We start from the raw sequence: 15,302 nt of genomic DNA, 5'->3' as shown, positions 1-15,302 counted from the left end.
GGAACATTGGCGGCGACGCTACTTTCTTGCAGTAAGTCGCCTACTCGGGTAGGGGATTCCTTCAGTTGCCTACCGCTTCCGTTACGGTCGGTGTTCACTGGACGAGGAAGCAAGCCATCTGTGCGAGGCAGGATTCGATGGATCAGCAAGAAACACGGGTTTACATCGTCGACGACGATCAGGAGTTGTGCGCATCGCTTGCGTGGTTACTCGATTCGGTCAACATCACGTCGGAGTACTACTTCTCGGTGCAGTCGTTCCTGGACGAGTACCGCCGCGACATCCCGGCCTGCCTCGTCCTGGACGTCCGGATGCCGGAAGTCGGGGGATTCCAGCTCCAGGAGGCACTCCTCGCCGACGAATCCCCGATTCCGATCATCTTCGTGTCGGCACACGGTGACATCAAGATGTCGGTGCGGGCCCTCCAGCGGGGTGCGCTGACGTTCATCGAGAAGCCCTACGATCCGCAGCACATGCTCGACGTCATTCAGGACGCGCTCCGAGTCGCGCGTCAACGATTCGGCGAGCGACGCAACAGAACGGAACTGCAGGGCCGGATAGACACGCTGACGGTGCGCGAAAAAGAAATCCTCGCACTCGTCCTCGACGGATTGCCCAGCAAGAACATTGCGAAAGAGTTGGGAATCAGCGTGAAGACGGTCGACGTGCATCGCACCCGTATCAAGGAAAAGACCGGAGCAGAAAGCATCGCCGTTCTCGTACGCGATATTCTGCAGGCCGGAATTGCCGTGACCTGAAATAGTTCGGCACTTTTCAGGGGAGTTCGACGACGAGCCGCCCGGATTTCGCGCGCGACACACACGCGGCAATTCTGTCTCCCGCCTTTCTCTCACTCTTGGTGAGGCAATTGTCGCGGTGGTCGGGCTCGCCCTCCAGCACGTCCAGGACGCACGTGCCGCAGATGCCTTCCCTGCAGGACGTGTCGATCTCGATGTCGTTCTCTTCGAGTACGTCGGCGATGGACTTCCCGGCAGGCACTTCGAACACCTCGCCCGTGTCGAGTTCCAACTCGAACGCCGTGTCCGATTCGGTCGCTGTAGGCGTCGCCGCCTCGAAGTGTTCGAAGTGGACCGCGTCCTCACCGACCGCGGGTTCCGCCAACCCGCGCACCCGATCCATGAAACCTTCGGGGCCACAGGTGTAGACGTGCGTTGCGGCGGACGCATCCGCCAGGATCTTCTCGAGGGCGGAGAGCTGGTCGTCCCTCGTCAGGCCGAAATGCAGGTGCACGTCCCGGCGGAAATCCGCACTCTCCAGCAGGTCGACGAACGCGGCCTGAGCCCTCGTCCGCGCGAAGTAGTGAAGGTCGAACTGTTGTCCCCGCCGGTGCAACGCGAACGCCAGACTCAACATCGGGGTCAGCCCGATCCCGGCCGCGACGAGGATGTGCCGATCGGCGCACTCGGCGAGCGTGAGCAGTGTGCGCGGCCGGCTGATCTGCAACTCGCTGCCGATCGTCACACGATCGTGCAGTGCGGCCGAGGCGCCGCGGGGACCGGTCTCGCGCTTGACGGCGACAACATAGGATTCGGACTCGTGCGGCGGGCTGCACAGCGAGTACTGGGTGAGGACCTCGGTGGGGCCGAGGATGTCGATGTGGGCGCCGGCAGGGTACGGGTCGAACGGTGAACCGTCCGTCCGAACAAGCCGGAACGATTTGATGTCCGGCGTTTCGTCGACAATGTCCGCAACAGTGACAGTGAACATGCTCATGGTGATTCTTCCTCCGGTGCTGCGACCCGTCGCCCGCGGGCGGGGTCAGCGCATGTACAGGCCGCCATTGACGTCCCAGCAGGCTCCCGTCACCGACGCGGCCGTCGGCGACGCGAGCAGAGCAACGGTCTCGGCAATGAAGTCGGGGGAGCCCAGGGTGCCCACCGGGATCGTGGTGAGGATGGCGGCCAGCTTGTCCGCGGGCACCGTCTCACGCACCACCGGCAGATCCAGCGGCCCCGGGGAGACCGCGTTCACCGTGACACCCGATGGGGCGAGTTCGCGGGCGAAGACCTTGGTCAGTGTGCCGACGCCGCCCTTGGCCGCGGCGTAGTGCGCGCCAGTCGCCGTGCCACCGTTCTGTCCCGCCAGCGACGCGATGTTGATGATTCTGCCGTATCGCTTCTCGGCGAAGTAGCTGCCGAACACCTGGCAGCCGAGAAAGGCCCCGTTCAAGTTGATCTCGACGATGTCGGAGAATTCTTCCGGCGCAATGTCCATCAGCGAGCCTGTCTGCGACCGGCCGGCGTTGTTGACGAGGACGTCGATGCCGCCCCACTCCTGGATCACCCGGTCACGGACGGCTTCGAAACTCTCCCGTTTCCGGACGTCCAACTCCACGCCGATGGCCGTGTCACCGCCCGGATTCAGCTCCGCCGCAGTCTCTTTCGCGGCATCGCTGTCGATGTCCGAGACTGCGACGCGGTATCCGCGGTCGTGCAATTGGTGTGCGATCGCGGCACCGAGGCCGCGTCCGCCGCCGGTGACTACTGCGACAGAATCCACGTCGAGCTCCTGTTCGATCGATGAGGTTCGGAAAATGCTGGTCAGAGCAGGTAGCCGGAGGCGTTGACCGCTGCCTGCGAGTTCACCAGCCGGATGACCTTGAGATCCAACCGCGGTCCGCTCTCGGTGTACCGGATGCGGTGCGTGACGTCGGCGGCGAGGGTCTGCTGATCGTCGCGCTTGAAACCCACGAGTATCTGCGCGGACCTCACGGTGACCGAGTCCTCTGTCCTTTCCTCGACCGTGAACCGCGAGACGGTGCGGACCGTCCGCGCGGCGGCGAGCGCGGACATCGAGTAACCGGAGGTCAGACGTTCGATACGCATGCGGCGCATGCGAGTGTCGTCATTAACCATGTTCAGCGATCCGTCGAAGTCGTCGGTGTCCGGGTCGATGGGAATGACGTACCGGCCTTCGTCGGTCCAGAGGGCGTCCCACGCCTGGTAGTCCTTGGCGTCGAGGAGGGCCGCTTCGTGCCAGATGAGTTCGATCGCCTGCAGTACGCGGGTGTCGGCGAACTGGGTGGTCATCAGATCAGCGCTCATCGGTCATCATCCTCTTCCACATTGCGTAGGCCTCGCGCATTCCGGTTTCGTCGGTGACGTGCGAGGTGCGGTGTCCGTTGCTGTCGAGCGCTTCCCGATTGAGACCGCGGTTCACCATGATCGGCATTCCGGGTGCGCCGCGGGATCCGCGCTGTACCCGATCCCAGGCCTCGGAATCGTCGGGACTGCCGAACCCGAACGGGCCCTGAAAATGTTCGTGGATGCGGAGGCGTTCGCGATTGACGATCTCCGGGCCGCCGTCCATGCCGAGGGCGATGTGCCGGATCTCGGTCTCGTCGACCGAGATCGGGCGCAGGACCCGGAAGAACGACATCGACATCGCGACGTTGGGGAAGATGTTGAGGTTGAATCCGGCACCGTGCATCGAGCGGACGATGCGGCGAACCTTGTCGGCGGGCATCGTCTTCGACAGTTCCTCGACGATGTGGTCGAAACGGGCCTGAATCTTCTCGGTCCCGTCGTCGTGGTCCAGGTCGACGTGCTCCGGGACCATGATCGCGACACTGTGGCCGTTTCCGAGTGCGTGGGTCACGGCGTTGTCGTCGGTCATGAAGGAGAGCATGTCGGCGGTCTCGGCGTCGACGGAGGACATCCAGGACCGGTGCACGATCGGGAAGTGGTATCCGTCGGTGGTGTTCTCCAACTGGATCTTCCAGTTTCCGCGGAAGCGGAAGCAATGTTCACCCTGCGTCTTGATGGGGTATCCGGCGCCCTGCTTCATGAACAGGTCCATCCACACCTTGGCGTCGCCGAGGAAGTCGTCGAGAGGTTCGACGTCGGGGTTGAAGCTGGCGAAGATCATCCCGGCGTAGGACTCCACCCGCAGGCTCTGGAGGGGGAGGTCCTTCTTGTCGAGGTTCTCGTCGTATCCGTCGGGGTATGGAATTCCGCGCAGACGACCGTCGAGGGCGTACGACCAGCTGTGATAGGGGCAGGTAAATCCGTTCGCTTTGCCCTTGGGGACCTCACAGACGCTGGCCCCGCGGTGGCGACACCGGTTCAGCAGGACATTGAAGTTCCCCTTGCGGTCGCGGTTGACGATCACCGGCTGCCGGCCGATGGTCGCCATCTTGTAGCTTCCGGCCTCGGGGATCTCGCTCTCGTGGGCAACCCATACCCAGGTGCGGTAGAAGATCCTTTCGAGCTCCGCCTCGAACATGTCGGGGTCGGTGTACAGCGATCCGTCCACGCGGTCGCCCGTGGCGAGGTCCGCGAAGTTGGTGTCGGTGGTGGTGGGATCCAGGGAAGTGGTCATCAGTTTCTTTTTCCATTCGATTCGAGCAGTCGTGTCGCCTCGTGGAGGCGAGTGACGAACAGCTTCTCGGTCGTGAAGTGCTTGATCCGGGCGATACCGCCCTGCACTTCACACTCGGCGGTGATGCGTGCGACGAGCAGTTCGGCCGATTCGTCCTCGTATCGCGACAGTTGCTGCATGATCCACCGCCCCCGCGCCGCAGGGCCGTCCACCTCGATCTGCTCACTCCCGAGCAGGTGTACATTTCCGCGGAAATGGGAGTTCGGTGGAAGATACGCGGTGAGCATTCCGACGATCTCCGGCCGGCCCCGACGCGTGCCGAACTTGTGCGCGTACTCGGTGCCGATGCCTTCCCACACCGCATCGGGCGTGAACAGCGAGGCGAGTTCTTCGATCGAAAACTCCACGGAGGGAACATCGCACAGTTCCATGTAGCGGCACATCACGCGGTGCACGGCCTCACGACTTTCGATGCGCTCGGCCGCGGTCGCAGAGTGCATTCCGCTCACACGCCGAGGTCGACGTCTTCGCGGACGGTGAGCGCACGGCCGATGCGGGCTTCGATCTTCGCGTATCGCCACAACGTGTACTCGCCGACCGGGGTGGTGCGGAAGAGGCTGCAGACGGCCTTGACTGTCTCCTGGGTGTCGACGTCGGCGAGGATGTAGCAGGTCCAGGGCCAGCCGTCCGACGGTCCGACCAGATGGCTGTCGTCGTCGATGTCGCCGATCACCCGGACACCCGGTGTCTCGGCCACCGCGTCCATCATCCCGGAGAACGCCTTCCACACCAGCCCGCCCTGGCCGGTGGGGAGGTCGAAGAAGTTCTGATTGATGCCGATGCAGAACAGGACTCGCAGCGGTGCGGTCTTGGTGTCACTCACGATGATCTCCTCGATTCGAACGGGGTGGTCAGATGAAGCCGGGGAACGGCGGGATGTCCATGAGTACCGCACCGGCGCTGTCGTAGATGCCGTCGCCGAGGAAGGCGTGCTGCGGCGGGACCAGGGCCTCGCGCATGTACCGCTGCATCGCGTTGCCGTCGTAGATCGCGCCGGTGCCCGACAACTGGAAGGCGGTGTGCACGGCGGAAGCGCCCGCCTTCGCCACGTGCGTCGAGGACAGACGGAGAAGTGCCGCAAGCTTGTCCGGGACCGGATCGCCGGCGACCACCGTGGCGTACGCCTCGTCGGTGACCTCGTAGAAGAAGGCACGAGCGGACCTCAGGGTCGCCTCCGCCTTGGCCAGGTCAATGCGATAGTAGGCCCGATCGGCGAGCTTCGGCGCTCCGGTGATTCCCGTGCGTCCCGCACCGACTTTGATCGCGTAGTCGAGCGCGGCGCGGCCCACTCCGAGATTGACGACGGCCAGGACCTGGGCGGCGTACGCGATGGAGGGATAGCGGTAGAGGGGTTCGTCGACGGTCGGGGTTCCGCCCCGGATGAACGTCCAATCCTCGGGGACGACGACGCCGTCGACCTTCAGTTCGTGGCTTCCGGTACCCGACAGACCGACCACGTCCCAGTTCTCGACGATCTCGACGTCCTTCGGCCACAGCAGTGCGGTGCGGGGTTTTCCGGCTGTGGAGTCGCCGCCGCGAATTCCGACACCGAGAATGTCGGCGCCCTTGCATCCGCTGGCGAACTTCCACTGCCCGGTGATCTTCAGACCACCCGGCACCTGCTGCGCGGGTTGGACCGGGAACAATCCGCCGGCGAAGACGAGGTCCGGGCTGTCCTTGTACAGCTCCGCCTGAGTCGCGAGCGGCAGTGCCGCCAGGTAGACGAGCGCGGAGCCGAAGCTCGCAACCCAGCCCGCCGATGCATCCACCGCGGAGATTCGTTCGATCATCCGCAGAAACTCGCTCGGGGGCAGTGCGTCACCGCCGAACCGGCGGGGGGTCGCCGCGCGGTAGATGCCGATCTGCTTGAACTCGTCGATCATGTCGCGAGGCACGAACTTCTGGCGAGCGAACTCTTCCCGCCGCAGTGCGACGTGCTCGAGGACGTCCTCGAACGACAGCGTTCCGTTCGCGGCGGCGTCCGTCGTGTCGAGGGTCGGTGCGTTGGTCATCAAATACTCCGATCGACGCGAAGTAGAAGGGGTGTGGCGTGTTTCGTGTCGAATTCACGCTATTGCGGTGGTGGGCATCACTCAATCGGTGCTTCCTCCCGCCGACATGCAGAGATGTCGCCTCGGAGTAAAGGATTTCCCTATCGTGTCCGCTGTCTGTCCGCTCAGTAGACTCGACGTGAGCCGAAGGAGGCCGCATTGTCCGATCTCGCGCCGTCCGACTACGAACAACTCGTCGAGTCCCTCCGCTACTGCGTCCTGGTCCATGATGCGGCCACCAAGGACATCCTCTGGGCGAACAGGGCTGCATCGGAACTGCTGGGATTCACGGTCGAGGAACTCAAACCGCTCAAGGCGCCCGATATGAGTTCCCGGGCGAAGCGTTACCGCCGGTCGGTGGGACGGCGGTGGCTGCAGGACGCGGTCGACAACGGGGCGGCGGTCATCGAATGGGCGTATCGCGCGAAGAGCGGGAGGGAAGTCCTCACGGAGGCGATCGCGGTCCGGGTCGAGTTGAGCGCCCGGACCGTGGTGATGGTGCAGTTCCGCGACATCGAGCAGGAGACGTCGATGCGCCGCGATCTGACCCGCACCGAGGCCGACCTCACCCGCACCGAGGCCCGCCTGGCCGCCTTCCTGCGGAACATGGCCGAGGGAATCCTCGTCCTGGACGACGACAGCCGTATCACGTACGCAAGTGAGGCGGCGTCGCAACTCCTGAAGGTTCCGGTGACATCGCTTGTCGGCGAACGTTTCACGGAGTTTTGCCGGGCGGGGCAGTCACGGGAGAGCGTGCGGCGCGCCCTGGAACTGACAACCGCCGACGGAGGCTCCCAGAGCCTGCGCTACGAGGTGGAACTGACAGCCGGAGAGCGCCGGTGGCATGCGGGGAGCTGCCAGAACATCGGTATCGAGAACGATCTGAGCGGCCACCTCCTGCTCTTCCACGACGTCACCGAACACGTCCGCACCGAGCAGGAGCACGAACGGGACTCGCAGTACCTCAATTACCTGGCCCGGTACAACGCGATGGGCGATATGGCCATGGCCATCGCTCACGAGCTGGCCCAGCCGCTGGCGGCGGCCACCAATTTCATCGCCGGAACGCAGAGCCGCCTCGGCGATGGCCAAAGCGGTCACGACGAGGTGAGCTGGGGCCTGGGGGAGGCGCGCAAACAGATCGACCGGGCCAATCAGATCGTCCGCAGTCTGCGTGAGTACGTGACGCAACTCGAGGAGTCACAGCAGATCGTCGATCTCAACGACATCGTCGACGAATGCGCGTATTTCATCAACATCCGGGCGCGGCAGAGGGGAGTGCACGTCGAATACCTCCGTGCGCACGACACCATTGCCGTCGTGTGTGAACGTGTGCTCACCGGGCAGGTCATCCTGAACCTGTGTTTCAACGCCATCGACGAGATGGCGGAATGGCCGGCGGCCGACCGCATCGTGACGGTGCGCACCGACGTCACCGAGACGGAGGGCGTCGTGAGCGTCGAGGACCACGGCAAGGGGCTCTCGCACATCCCGGACGGCCGAATCTTCGACGGCGTGTTCACCTCGAAATCCACGGGTCACGGAATCGGGCTCGCACTGAGCCACCGCATCATCACCCGCCAGGGTGGGACACTCACCGCGCGCGAGAACGATCCGCACGGGGCCGTCTTCACGTTCACATTGCCCGCCGATCCGAACCACTGAGCGGCCGACCCACGCGGGTAAAGGTTTCTTGGATTCCGTTGGGCGCGATCCGGTTCTAGCGTGGTGGAAAACACCACCGCGGCCCGGAGGTACCTCGTGGACTATTCGCATCATCACCGGACATTCCTGACCTGTTACGCCGACACCCACCGCTACGGCTGGCACCACGTCGACCTCTTCGTCCACGACGAGGACGGCAACGAAGTGAACTGGGTCCACTGGCAGACCCGGGAGGACGGACCGGACGGCGCCGACGCGGCCACCGCGCGCGTCGAACCGAACCTGAGACGGACCACCGACTGGCAACACGGAATCAGCGCCGACGGCAGCGAGTACTGGATCGCCGAGGCGGCATGGGCTCAGTGAACCGGCGGATCGGGGAGGCGGGCTCGACGTGGGCCTGGGCCGTCCCGTTCGGCGGAGTAAAAGGCTCCGGTTATGGACTCGAGCACGGGGTCGAGTGTGTGAAGGCCGTCCCAGCGCCCCGCGTGGTCAACCATCCACCGAAAGGGCCGTGATTGGGACGGGCAGCCTCATCGGTCAGTCCGACTTCGCAGATTCGTCGATGAGACGCTCCAGATAGTCGAGATCTTGGCGGAGTAACGCAATGGCGCGGGCGGGACCTTCGGGTGTGACGGGATGTGGGTTCTCCTGAACCAGGGAACGTACTGCCATGTCGGCGAGTTGGCCGGCGATAGCCCGGTCGTTCTCGGCATTCCCGGGTTGGTGCCACCACGCGATCCAGTTGATCATGCCGATCACACCGAGTGCGGCAGTTCGGGGATCGACGGGACGCATCTCGCCGAGTCGGATTCCGTCTTCGATGACTCGAATGAACTCTTTGAGCACGTGCCGGCGGCTTTGCTGGTACGTGGATGCGATCTCCTCCGGCAGTTCGGCTTCGGATCGGATGATCAGCCGGAATCTGTCCGGACCTTCCGCCTGGTGCAGGGCGATGGCGGTGGCCATTTGCCGGAGTTTCTCGGTCGGACCGACTTCGGGACGTTCGTTGATCTCGTGCAAGAGAGCGGCGGGCGTCTCGGTGCTCTCACTGACCAGGCGCGAAAGGAGTTCGTCCTTGTTGGCCACGTAGTGGTAGAGAGCCGGCCGGGTGAGGCCGGTCGCATCAGCGATGTCCTGGAGCGTGGTGCTGGCGAAGCCTTTCTCGGCGAACAGCCGAGTAGCTTGCTCCATCATTTGCTTCTCCACAAGCTCACGACGAGGGTTGCTGCGGCTCGCTGCGCTCTCGACCGTGGCCTGATCTGCGGTGGTCGACTTACCCCGCCCACGGGGTCGGCGCCCGGGTGCAGCTTCCTCGCGTGTCATGCCCGAAGGATAACGGGAGCCCGACACGGGCCGGGTGCTCATCCCGAGGCCCCGAACCTGGCCAACACGGGATCGGCCGGTGTCGATGCGGGTCCATCGAAGAAAGCAAGGTCAATGCGTGCGCTGGCCAGACCGGCGGCGATATCTTCGCGGCATGAGGTGGGGGCTTCGACGACGACCAGGGCATCGGTGTGGTGGCGGAGTCGTTCGGCGAGATCGAGCCGCGTGAGCACGGCAGCCCGGGTAGGGGGGCCGGCGAGCCACAGAAGACGCGCGTTCGGTGCGGACGCGACGAGGTCGGTGGCTTCGGCGTCTCGAGCTGAGTCGAGATCGACATCGAGTACGACGGTGGTCGCCGACTCCCGCAGCTCTGGCGGTGCGATCCGGTGCTCGAACCGGTCGTTGTCGTGGTCGAGCGGTTGCTCGAAAATCCAGTCCGCGATGGCCGTGCTGGGGACGGAGTCGACGGGTGCGTTCGCGTAGCTGGCCAGCCCCTTACGAACCAGGTCGGGTGCGGACTCGTGGAATCTGCTGACGCTGACCTTTCCGGCGCGGGTCATGTAGGCGATCATCAGCTGTTGGACGGGAAGGTTCATGCGTCGCGGGAAAGATTCCCACCAGAGTTCGCTGCGGTGCGCGATCTGCTGAAGGTATTCGACGGCGGGACGCCGTACCCGCTCGTACTCCGCAAGGGCGTCTTCGAGGGTCGGGGCCGTGGTGAGTGCGCGGTCGAGGGCGATGGCGTCCTCCATGGCCAGCTTGGTTCCCGAGCCGATGGAGTAATGCGCGGTGTGGGCGGCGTCGCCGAGAAGGGCAACGTTGCCGCTGTGCCAGCGCCCGCACGAGACGGTCCGAAAGCGCATCCAGCGGGTGCGGTTGCCGATGAGCGGGTGATGTTGCAGCGTGTCGACGAACGCATCCTGCAGGTACTGCAGCGCGAAGTCGTCACTGTCCTGCGGTGCGGTCTTGTCGGTGGAGACGTCGAACCCTGCCCGCCGCCACGTTTCCTCGTCGGTCTCGATGAGGAAGGTGCTGCGGTCGGGGGCGTAGGGATAGGCATGCGCCACGAAGGTTCCGTGTTCGGTGGTCACGGGGATGAAGATGGCGCTGGGAAGCGCGAAATTTGTTCCGCACCAGAGATACAGGCCGGCGCCGGTGTCGATGCGGGGCCGGAGTGTGTCGGCCATCTGGGTGCGAGTGGCACTGTTGATCCCGTCGGCAGCGACGATCAGGTCTGCGTCGAGTTCTGTTGGGTCGCGTCGTTCGCCGAAATGCAGTTGCACGCCGGCGTTCTCCGCTTGCTGCTGGAGGACGTGGAGCAGGGTGGTGCGCGCGATGGCGAGAAGGTCTCCGTGTGCCAGCCGTGCGATCTGATCGCCGACCTGCATCGACATTTCGTGGGGGTGGGCCGCTGCCACGATCGCCTCGAGTGACGCCGGGTCGGCGTCCCGGAGGTTGCGCTGAGTGCGCGAGGCGAGACCGACGCCGAAGCCGAAAGTCTGATCCGGGGGGCTCTGTTCGTAGACCGTCACCTCGGCGTCCGGGTGGCTGCGTTTGAGCAGTCTCGCGGTGTAGAGGCCACCAGGCCCGCCGCCGAGTACTGCGACTCGCTCGAGATTCATGACAACTCCAGTCTGTGACGTTTAAGTAGATTATTCTACGCAGATGTCGAATGGTCAATCCGACATGTGGCGATCTCGGAGTAGCTCCGGTGTTGCGGTTTTGCGACGCCCCGGCCCCGGCATGGGTTTCGGGGCATGCCTCGCTGAGGCATGCCCCGAAAGGTGGTGAACCGTTGGTTCAGACGACCGTGTGACTCACTTCTGCCTCGGCGGCCACTTTCGCTGCGATCTCGGCACGCAATCGCTTCTTGTCGATCTTGTTCACGTTCGTGTGCGGCAACGACGAGGCCCATTCGAGCCGTTCGGGCCATTTGAACTTGGCCACACCGAGTTGCGCCAGATGTGCCTGAATATCGCTGAGTGGCAGCGGTTCTCCGCCGGTGGCCACCAGGTACGCGCAGGTTCTTTCCCCGAGTCGCGGGTCGGGCATGGCGACGACCGCCGCGTTTGCGACTCCGGGGTGTGCGAGCAAAAGCAGTTCGAGTTCTTCGGCGTTGATCTTCTCCCCGCCACGGTTGATGAGATCTTTGATGCGGCCTTCGATCGACAGGTACCGCTCACCGTCGATGATCGTGATCGCGGCGAGGTCCCCTGTGCGGTAGAAGCCGTCGGAGGTGAAGGCTTCCCGGTTGTGGTCCGGGGCGTCGAAGTAGCCGGGGATCGTGTACGGGCCTCGGCAACACAGTTCTCCCACCTCTCCGTCGCCGAGTTCGTTCTCGGTGCCGGGCTCGAGGATGCGGATTTCATCGTCCGCGGCGACCGGGGTGCCCACTGTCGTCAGTCGCGCCAGGGTGGGGGCACCGGGCGGAGTCACCGTGAACAGGCCTTCGGACATGCCGAACAGCTGCCCGGCCCAGTGGCCGGCACCGTCGTCGACACGCTCGAACAGTTCGAGTGGAACCTTGGCACCGGACAGTACGACGCGGGACAGTGATGCGCGGGCCTTGTCGAAGTCCGGGCTCAGCACGGCCTGGTAGTGACCGTGCCCGATCAGGACCTCGGTTGCCCGGGCCCGTGCCATCAGTTCGAACGCCGAGGAGGCGTCGGCAGTGGCCAAGATCAGGCAGGCACCGACCGAGTGCGCTGCGTGCAAACCACAGGTGATCCCGGCGTTGTGAATGATCGGAATCAGATGTGCCACACGACTGTGTTCGTCCCAACCGAGTCGCTTCGCGTAGAGCAGGGCGTTGTTCCAGTATTCGGCGTGAATGCGTGGAATGACCTTCGGGACCCCGGTGGTGCCGCCGGAAAGTTGGAAAGCCGCGACGTCGAGTGGGTCGGTCTGTGCCTCGGTCTGCTCGACGATCGCTCGCGCCGACGCGACCGGGATGTCCAGCCCCAGTTCCTCGAGTCTCGGTTCGGCGCCGTCAGCGCCGCCGGCGACGGTGAGGATATGGCGAATCGTGGGATGGTCGGCGGCATGTTCGCGGGCGAACCCGACGAGATCGAATGTCGGCAGACTCGCCTCGACGATGTGCGCAACGGCGCCGACCTTGCGACTGATATTCCCGATTTCGTGCATGCGGTGCGCGGCCAACGTCGCCACCGGAATAAGCCCGGCTTTGACGCAGCCGTACCAGGCGAGGACGGTTTCCAGTCGGTTGGTCAGTTGGAAGATGACCGGGTCGAGTCGCCGGAGACCGAGCCGGATCAGCCCGGCCGCGATCTGGTCGGTGCGCCGGTCGAGTTCGATGAAGCTCATTTCCCGTTCCGCGGTGATCACGGCCGACCGGTCCGGGAAGCGGGTGGCGATCTCGTGCAGTCGCTGCCCGGTGGGATCACTACTCCACGCACCGCTTGCGCGGTAGTGATCGGCCCGATCCTCCGGGAACGGGACCAGGCGCCCACCCCAGTCCGAGAATGTCACGGTCGATCTCCTCTGCTGGTCCTGATTGTGCCGGCGGGAAACATCATCGCTCCGTGACGGCAGGCAGAAGCCGTGCCAGCTCGAGGGCGTGGTCCGGGTGATCGGCAGGCACGATGCCGGAGTAGATGGCGGTCCAGCAGCCCGGGCAGCACAGCTGCCGGAACACGACGGGGGTGTCGACGTACTCGGCCGGGTCGGACGTGACCTGTGGTCCGGCGGTCGACGACGGACCTTCGAACCGTGCCAGACCGAGCGACGTGTTGTTCTTGTCGTCTCCGAGAAGTCGTCCGCACTGGGCGCAGGCGATGGCGCGGGTGTCTCCGATGGTGACCTCGGCGAGGTTGTCGTCGAGTCGGCGAGCGCCGGTCAGATCGAGTGTGGGGGCGTCGATCGGTGTGGAACCGGAGCGCTCTCGCCTCTCGGTGCGCATCGCGTCTCGCCGATCCGAGGTTCGATTCTCGTCGACGGCTCCGTCACCGAGGATGACGCCGTACACGGTCTCGGCACCGGATGCGGTGACCTTGCCCTCGCGGAAGTCGGCGGCCACCGCGGCCGGGTCGCGCAGCAAGGGGTCGCCGTATCCGCCGCCGCCCTGCCAGTGCATGTACAGCACCTCGCCGGGGGCGACATAGCTCTCGGCGTAGCAGGCTCCGAGTTCACGACCGCCGCCGAGTTCGTCGAGCGACCCCGGAATGCGGCCCGCCGCGAATTGCTCGACGATGTCGGTGCTGCGGGCAAGCACCTCGACCCCGGTATTTCCGGGGTATCCGCCGGCGAGTCCGTTGTTCTGGGCGACGGCCTTGCCTGCGGATGCCAGGACCAGGCCCATAGGCAGGCTGGTGCCGTAGGGGGTGATGGCGATGGAGGCGCTGACACCGCCGCGGTGACGTCCCGGTCCGCCGGAATCGGGTTCCTCGCGACGCCACAGGGTGAGTAGCGGATAGAGGAACTCGGTCATCTCGGTGTCCGGAATGCGGCCCATCGGGATGCAGAACAGGCCACCGGTGTCCATGCCGTCAGCGGTTGGGCGCGCACCGTATCCGCCCGCCATGGGTTCCATCATGATGTTGAGGAACGGTACCGATTGTTCGGGGCGCTCGTCGAGACCGGCGATCACCGCGGTGTCCCAGGTGCCGCAGCAGGCGGCCTGCACACTCGTGCCGAGATCGACGGAGCGGTCGAGCATCTGGGACAGGCATTCGGCGATCAGGGTGCCGGTGAGCCACGCCGGTCCGATCGGGCCGCGACTGACGGCGGCGGGGAAGGTGGCGTTGTTGATCGTCCCTTCCTCGGCGACGAGGTCGAAGCAGCGCATCAGCCCGCCCGCGGACCACGGAATGTCACCGGCGAGGATCGGCAGCAGAGCCAGCATGACGCCGCCGCGCATGCCGGCGTAGGTGCAGTTGATGACGCCTGTCTGGGGGTCGGTACCGGTGAAGTCGAAAGTGAGGTGATCGGCGGTCTTGGTCATCGCGACTGTGATCTTGTGGACACCGCGGTCCCCGGTGTGTGACTGGTCCTGGTAGCCGGTGGCCTTCCAGGTTCCGTCGGGCAGTGAGGTGAGCTTGCCCCGCAGCCGACTCTCGGCGTCGGCCATCATGCGCTTCATCACGGCCTTGACGGTGTCGGCACCATACTGCTCGATCACGGCGAGAAGCCGATTGCGGCCCACCGTGTTGGCGCCGATCTTCGCCCTCAGGTCGAGTCCGACGAGCATCGGGACCCGCGAGCGCCGTACCCAGGCATCGGCGACGTCGCGCTGCAGTTCGTAGTCGCGGACCACCTTGATCGGCGGGGTGGGCAGCGACTCGGAGAACACATCCTTGGCTGCGGGGTCGAAGGACCCGAGGCCGGATCCGCCGAGATCTGGCTCGTGGCAGATCGCACTGGTCCACCCGAACAGCTTGCCTTCGTGGAAGATCGGCTGATAGACGATCACGTCACTCTGGTGCAGGCCGCCCCCGACCCAGGGGTCGTTGCACAAGAACATGTCACCTTCGGTGATGCCCGGATTGGTGGCGCGGTGCTGCAGGGTCCAGTAGATCGCGAGGTCGACGGCACCGACGAGCATGGTGTTGTAGAGGCCGACCTGAACTTCCTGGCCGAGCTCGTCACTGATGGCGAAGTCGAAGTCGTTTGCATCGGTGACGATGGGGGAGCCGGACATTCGCTTGAGTGCCTCACCCATCTCGTCGGTGACCGACCACAGACGGTGCCGGATGACCTCATAGGTAAGCGGGTCGAGGTTGTCGATCTGTTCGTCGGTGACGGTGTGGACTTCCAGCGTCGGCGGAAGGGATCGGGAGAGCGCGTCGGGGTCGACGGGTCGGCTCGAGAAAACTTCGGCGCCGGGAATTTGCATGGTCATCT

The 15,302-nt window shown here is 64.7% G+C and carries 14 protein-coding genes; 3 read left to right on the top strand and 11 right to left on the bottom strand.

The window, feature by feature from the left end; genetic code table 11:
- Positions 1 to 137: 137 nt before the first annotated feature.
- Complete coding sequence (locus tag ACH49N_RS07230) at positions 138 to 758, top strand: response regulator transcription factor (RefSeq protein ID WP_007301658.1); 621 nt, start codon at positions 138 to 140, stop codon at positions 756 to 758.
- A 16-nt stretch (positions 759 to 774) separates the two neighbouring features.
- Here the strand turns inward: ACH49N_RS07230 and ACH49N_RS07225 are convergent, their stop codons facing one another.
- From ACH49N_RS07225 to ACH49N_RS07195, 7 genes are read right to left on the bottom strand one after another with little or no spacing between them, the layout of a single operon-like run.
- On the bottom strand, positions 775 to 1,734 hold the full coding sequence (locus ACH49N_RS07225; RefSeq protein ID WP_358271332.1) for a PDR/VanB family oxidoreductase: 960 nt from the start codon (positions 1,732 to 1,734) through the stop codon (positions 775 to 777).
- 45 nt (positions 1,735 to 1,779) lie between these two features.
- Positions 1,780 to 2,520: an SDR family oxidoreductase gene (locus ACH49N_RS07220; protein ID WP_358271331.1), complete on the bottom strand. Its 741-nt coding sequence runs from the start codon at positions 2,518 to 2,520 to the stop codon at positions 1,780 to 1,782.
- Between the two features lie 41 nt (positions 2,521 to 2,561).
- Positions 2,562 to 3,065, bottom strand: coding sequence for an aromatic-ring-hydroxylating dioxygenase subunit beta (locus ACH49N_RS07215; RefSeq protein ID WP_358271329.1), 504 nt, complete (start codon positions 3,063 to 3,065; stop codon positions 2,562 to 2,564).
- Complete coding sequence (locus ACH49N_RS07210; protein ID WP_358271327.1) at positions 3,055 to 4,341, bottom strand: aromatic ring-hydroxylating dioxygenase subunit alpha; 1,287 nt, start codon at positions 4,339 to 4,341, stop codon at positions 3,055 to 3,057. The genes ACH49N_RS07215 and ACH49N_RS07210 overlap by 11 nt, the downstream gene beginning before the upstream one ends.
- Complete coding sequence (locus ACH49N_RS07205; RefSeq protein ID WP_358271325.1) at positions 4,341 to 4,841, bottom strand: nuclear transport factor 2 family protein; 501 nt, start codon at positions 4,839 to 4,841, stop codon at positions 4,341 to 4,343. Before ACH49N_RS07205 ends, ACH49N_RS07210 begins: the two co-directional genes overlap by 1 nt.
- A gap of 5 nt (positions 4,842 to 4,846) precedes the next feature.
- Positions 4,847 to 5,224 (bottom strand): hypothetical protein, encoded by a 378-nt coding sequence (locus tag ACH49N_RS07200; RefSeq protein WP_358271324.1) that lies wholly within the window; start codon positions 5,222 to 5,224, stop codon positions 4,847 to 4,849.
- A gap of 28 nt (positions 5,225 to 5,252) precedes the next feature.
- Positions 5,253 to 6,413, bottom strand: coding sequence for an acyl-CoA dehydrogenase family protein (locus ACH49N_RS07195; RefSeq protein WP_358271323.1), 1,161 nt, complete (start codon positions 6,411 to 6,413; stop codon positions 5,253 to 5,255).
- Positions 6,414 to 6,611: 198 nt separating this feature from the next.
- Here ACH49N_RS07195 and ACH49N_RS07190 point away from each other — a divergent pair, with 198 nt between their 5' ends.
- The gene (locus ACH49N_RS07190) at positions 6,612 to 8,117 is read left to right on the top strand and encodes a PAS domain S-box protein (RefSeq protein WP_358271321.1); all 1,506 of its coding nucleotides are present in this window, start codon (positions 6,612 to 6,614) and stop codon (positions 8,115 to 8,117) included.
- Between the two features lie 96 nt (positions 8,118 to 8,213).
- Positions 8,214 to 8,483 carry a hypothetical protein gene (locus ACH49N_RS07185; RefSeq protein ID WP_213578316.1) on the top strand — a complete coding sequence of 90 codons (270 nt, stop codon included), beginning with the start codon at positions 8,214 to 8,216 and terminating at the stop codon, positions 8,481 to 8,483.
- 174 nt (positions 8,484 to 8,657) lie between these two features.
- On the opposite strand, the gene ACH49N_RS07180 is transcribed toward ACH49N_RS07185, so the two are convergent.
- The 4 genes from ACH49N_RS07180 to ACH49N_RS07165 form a co-directional block, all read right to left on the bottom strand.
- Positions 8,658 to 9,443, bottom strand: coding sequence for a TetR/AcrR family transcriptional regulator (locus tag ACH49N_RS07180; protein WP_201453502.1), 786 nt, complete (start codon positions 9,441 to 9,443; stop codon positions 8,658 to 8,660).
- A gap of 38 nt (positions 9,444 to 9,481) precedes the next feature.
- Positions 9,482 to 11,065 (bottom strand): FAD-dependent monooxygenase, encoded by a 1,584-nt coding sequence (locus ACH49N_RS07175; RefSeq protein WP_358271319.1) that lies wholly within the window; start codon positions 11,063 to 11,065, stop codon positions 9,482 to 9,484.
- A 178-nt stretch (positions 11,066 to 11,243) separates the two neighbouring features.
- Positions 11,244 to 12,932 carry an AMP-binding protein gene (locus tag ACH49N_RS07170; protein ID WP_358271318.1) on the bottom strand — a complete coding sequence of 563 codons (1,689 nt, stop codon included), beginning with the start codon at positions 12,930 to 12,932 and terminating at the stop codon, positions 11,244 to 11,246.
- A gap of 43 nt (positions 12,933 to 12,975) precedes the next feature.
- Positions 12,976 to 15,300, bottom strand: a complete 2,325-nt coding sequence (locus ACH49N_RS07165; RefSeq protein ID WP_358271316.1) for a hydantoinase B/oxoprolinase family protein — start codon at positions 15,298 to 15,300, stop codon at positions 12,976 to 12,978.
- Positions 15,301 to 15,302: the final 2 nt, after the last annotated feature.

The organism is Rhodococcus sp. NPDC019647 (assembly GCF_044389235.1).
In the GTDB taxonomy this organism is placed as follows: domain Bacteria; phylum Actinomycetota; class Actinomycetes; order Mycobacteriales; family Mycobacteriaceae; genus Rhodococcus_F; species Rhodococcus_F oxybenzonivorans.
The sequence above is the reverse complement of the archived record's forward strand: the minus strand, read 5'-3'. Positions and strand labels throughout refer to the sequence as shown.

What these genes read in the sequence shown, in the direction of transcription:
- ACH49N_RS07230 (WP_007301658.1), top strand. Translation starts at nt 138, where the DNA reads ATGGATCAGCAAGAAACACGGGTTTACATCGTCGACGACGATCAGGAG.
- ACH49N_RS07225 (WP_358271332.1), bottom strand. Translation starts at nt 1,734, where the DNA reads ATGAGCATGTTCACTGTCACTGTTGCGGACATTGTCGACGAAACGCCG.
- ACH49N_RS07215 (WP_358271329.1), bottom strand. Translation starts at nt 3,065, where the DNA reads ATGAGCGCTGATCTGATGACCACCCAGTTCGCCGACACCCGCGTACTG.
- ACH49N_RS07210 (WP_358271327.1), bottom strand. Translation starts at nt 4,341, where the DNA reads ATGACCACTTCCCTGGATCCCACCACCACCGACACCAACTTCGCGGAC.
- ACH49N_RS07205 (WP_358271325.1), bottom strand. Translation starts at nt 4,841, where the DNA reads ATGCACTCTGCGACCGCGGCCGAGCGCATCGAAAGTCGTGAGGCCGTG.
- ACH49N_RS07195 (WP_358271323.1), bottom strand. Translation starts at nt 6,413, where the DNA reads ATGACCAACGCACCGACCCTCGACACGACGGACGCCGCCGCGAACGGA.
- ACH49N_RS07180 (WP_201453502.1), bottom strand. Translation starts at nt 9,443, where the DNA reads ATGACACGCGAGGAAGCTGCACCCGGGCGCCGACCCCGTGGGCGGGGT.
- ACH49N_RS07175 (WP_358271319.1), bottom strand. Translation starts at nt 11,065, where the DNA reads ATGAATCTCGAGCGAGTCGCAGTACTCGGCGGCGGGCCTGGTGGCCTC.
- ACH49N_RS07165 (WP_358271316.1), bottom strand. Translation starts at nt 15,300, where the DNA reads ATGACCATGCAAATTCCCGGCGCCGAAGTTTTCTCGAGCCGACCCGTC.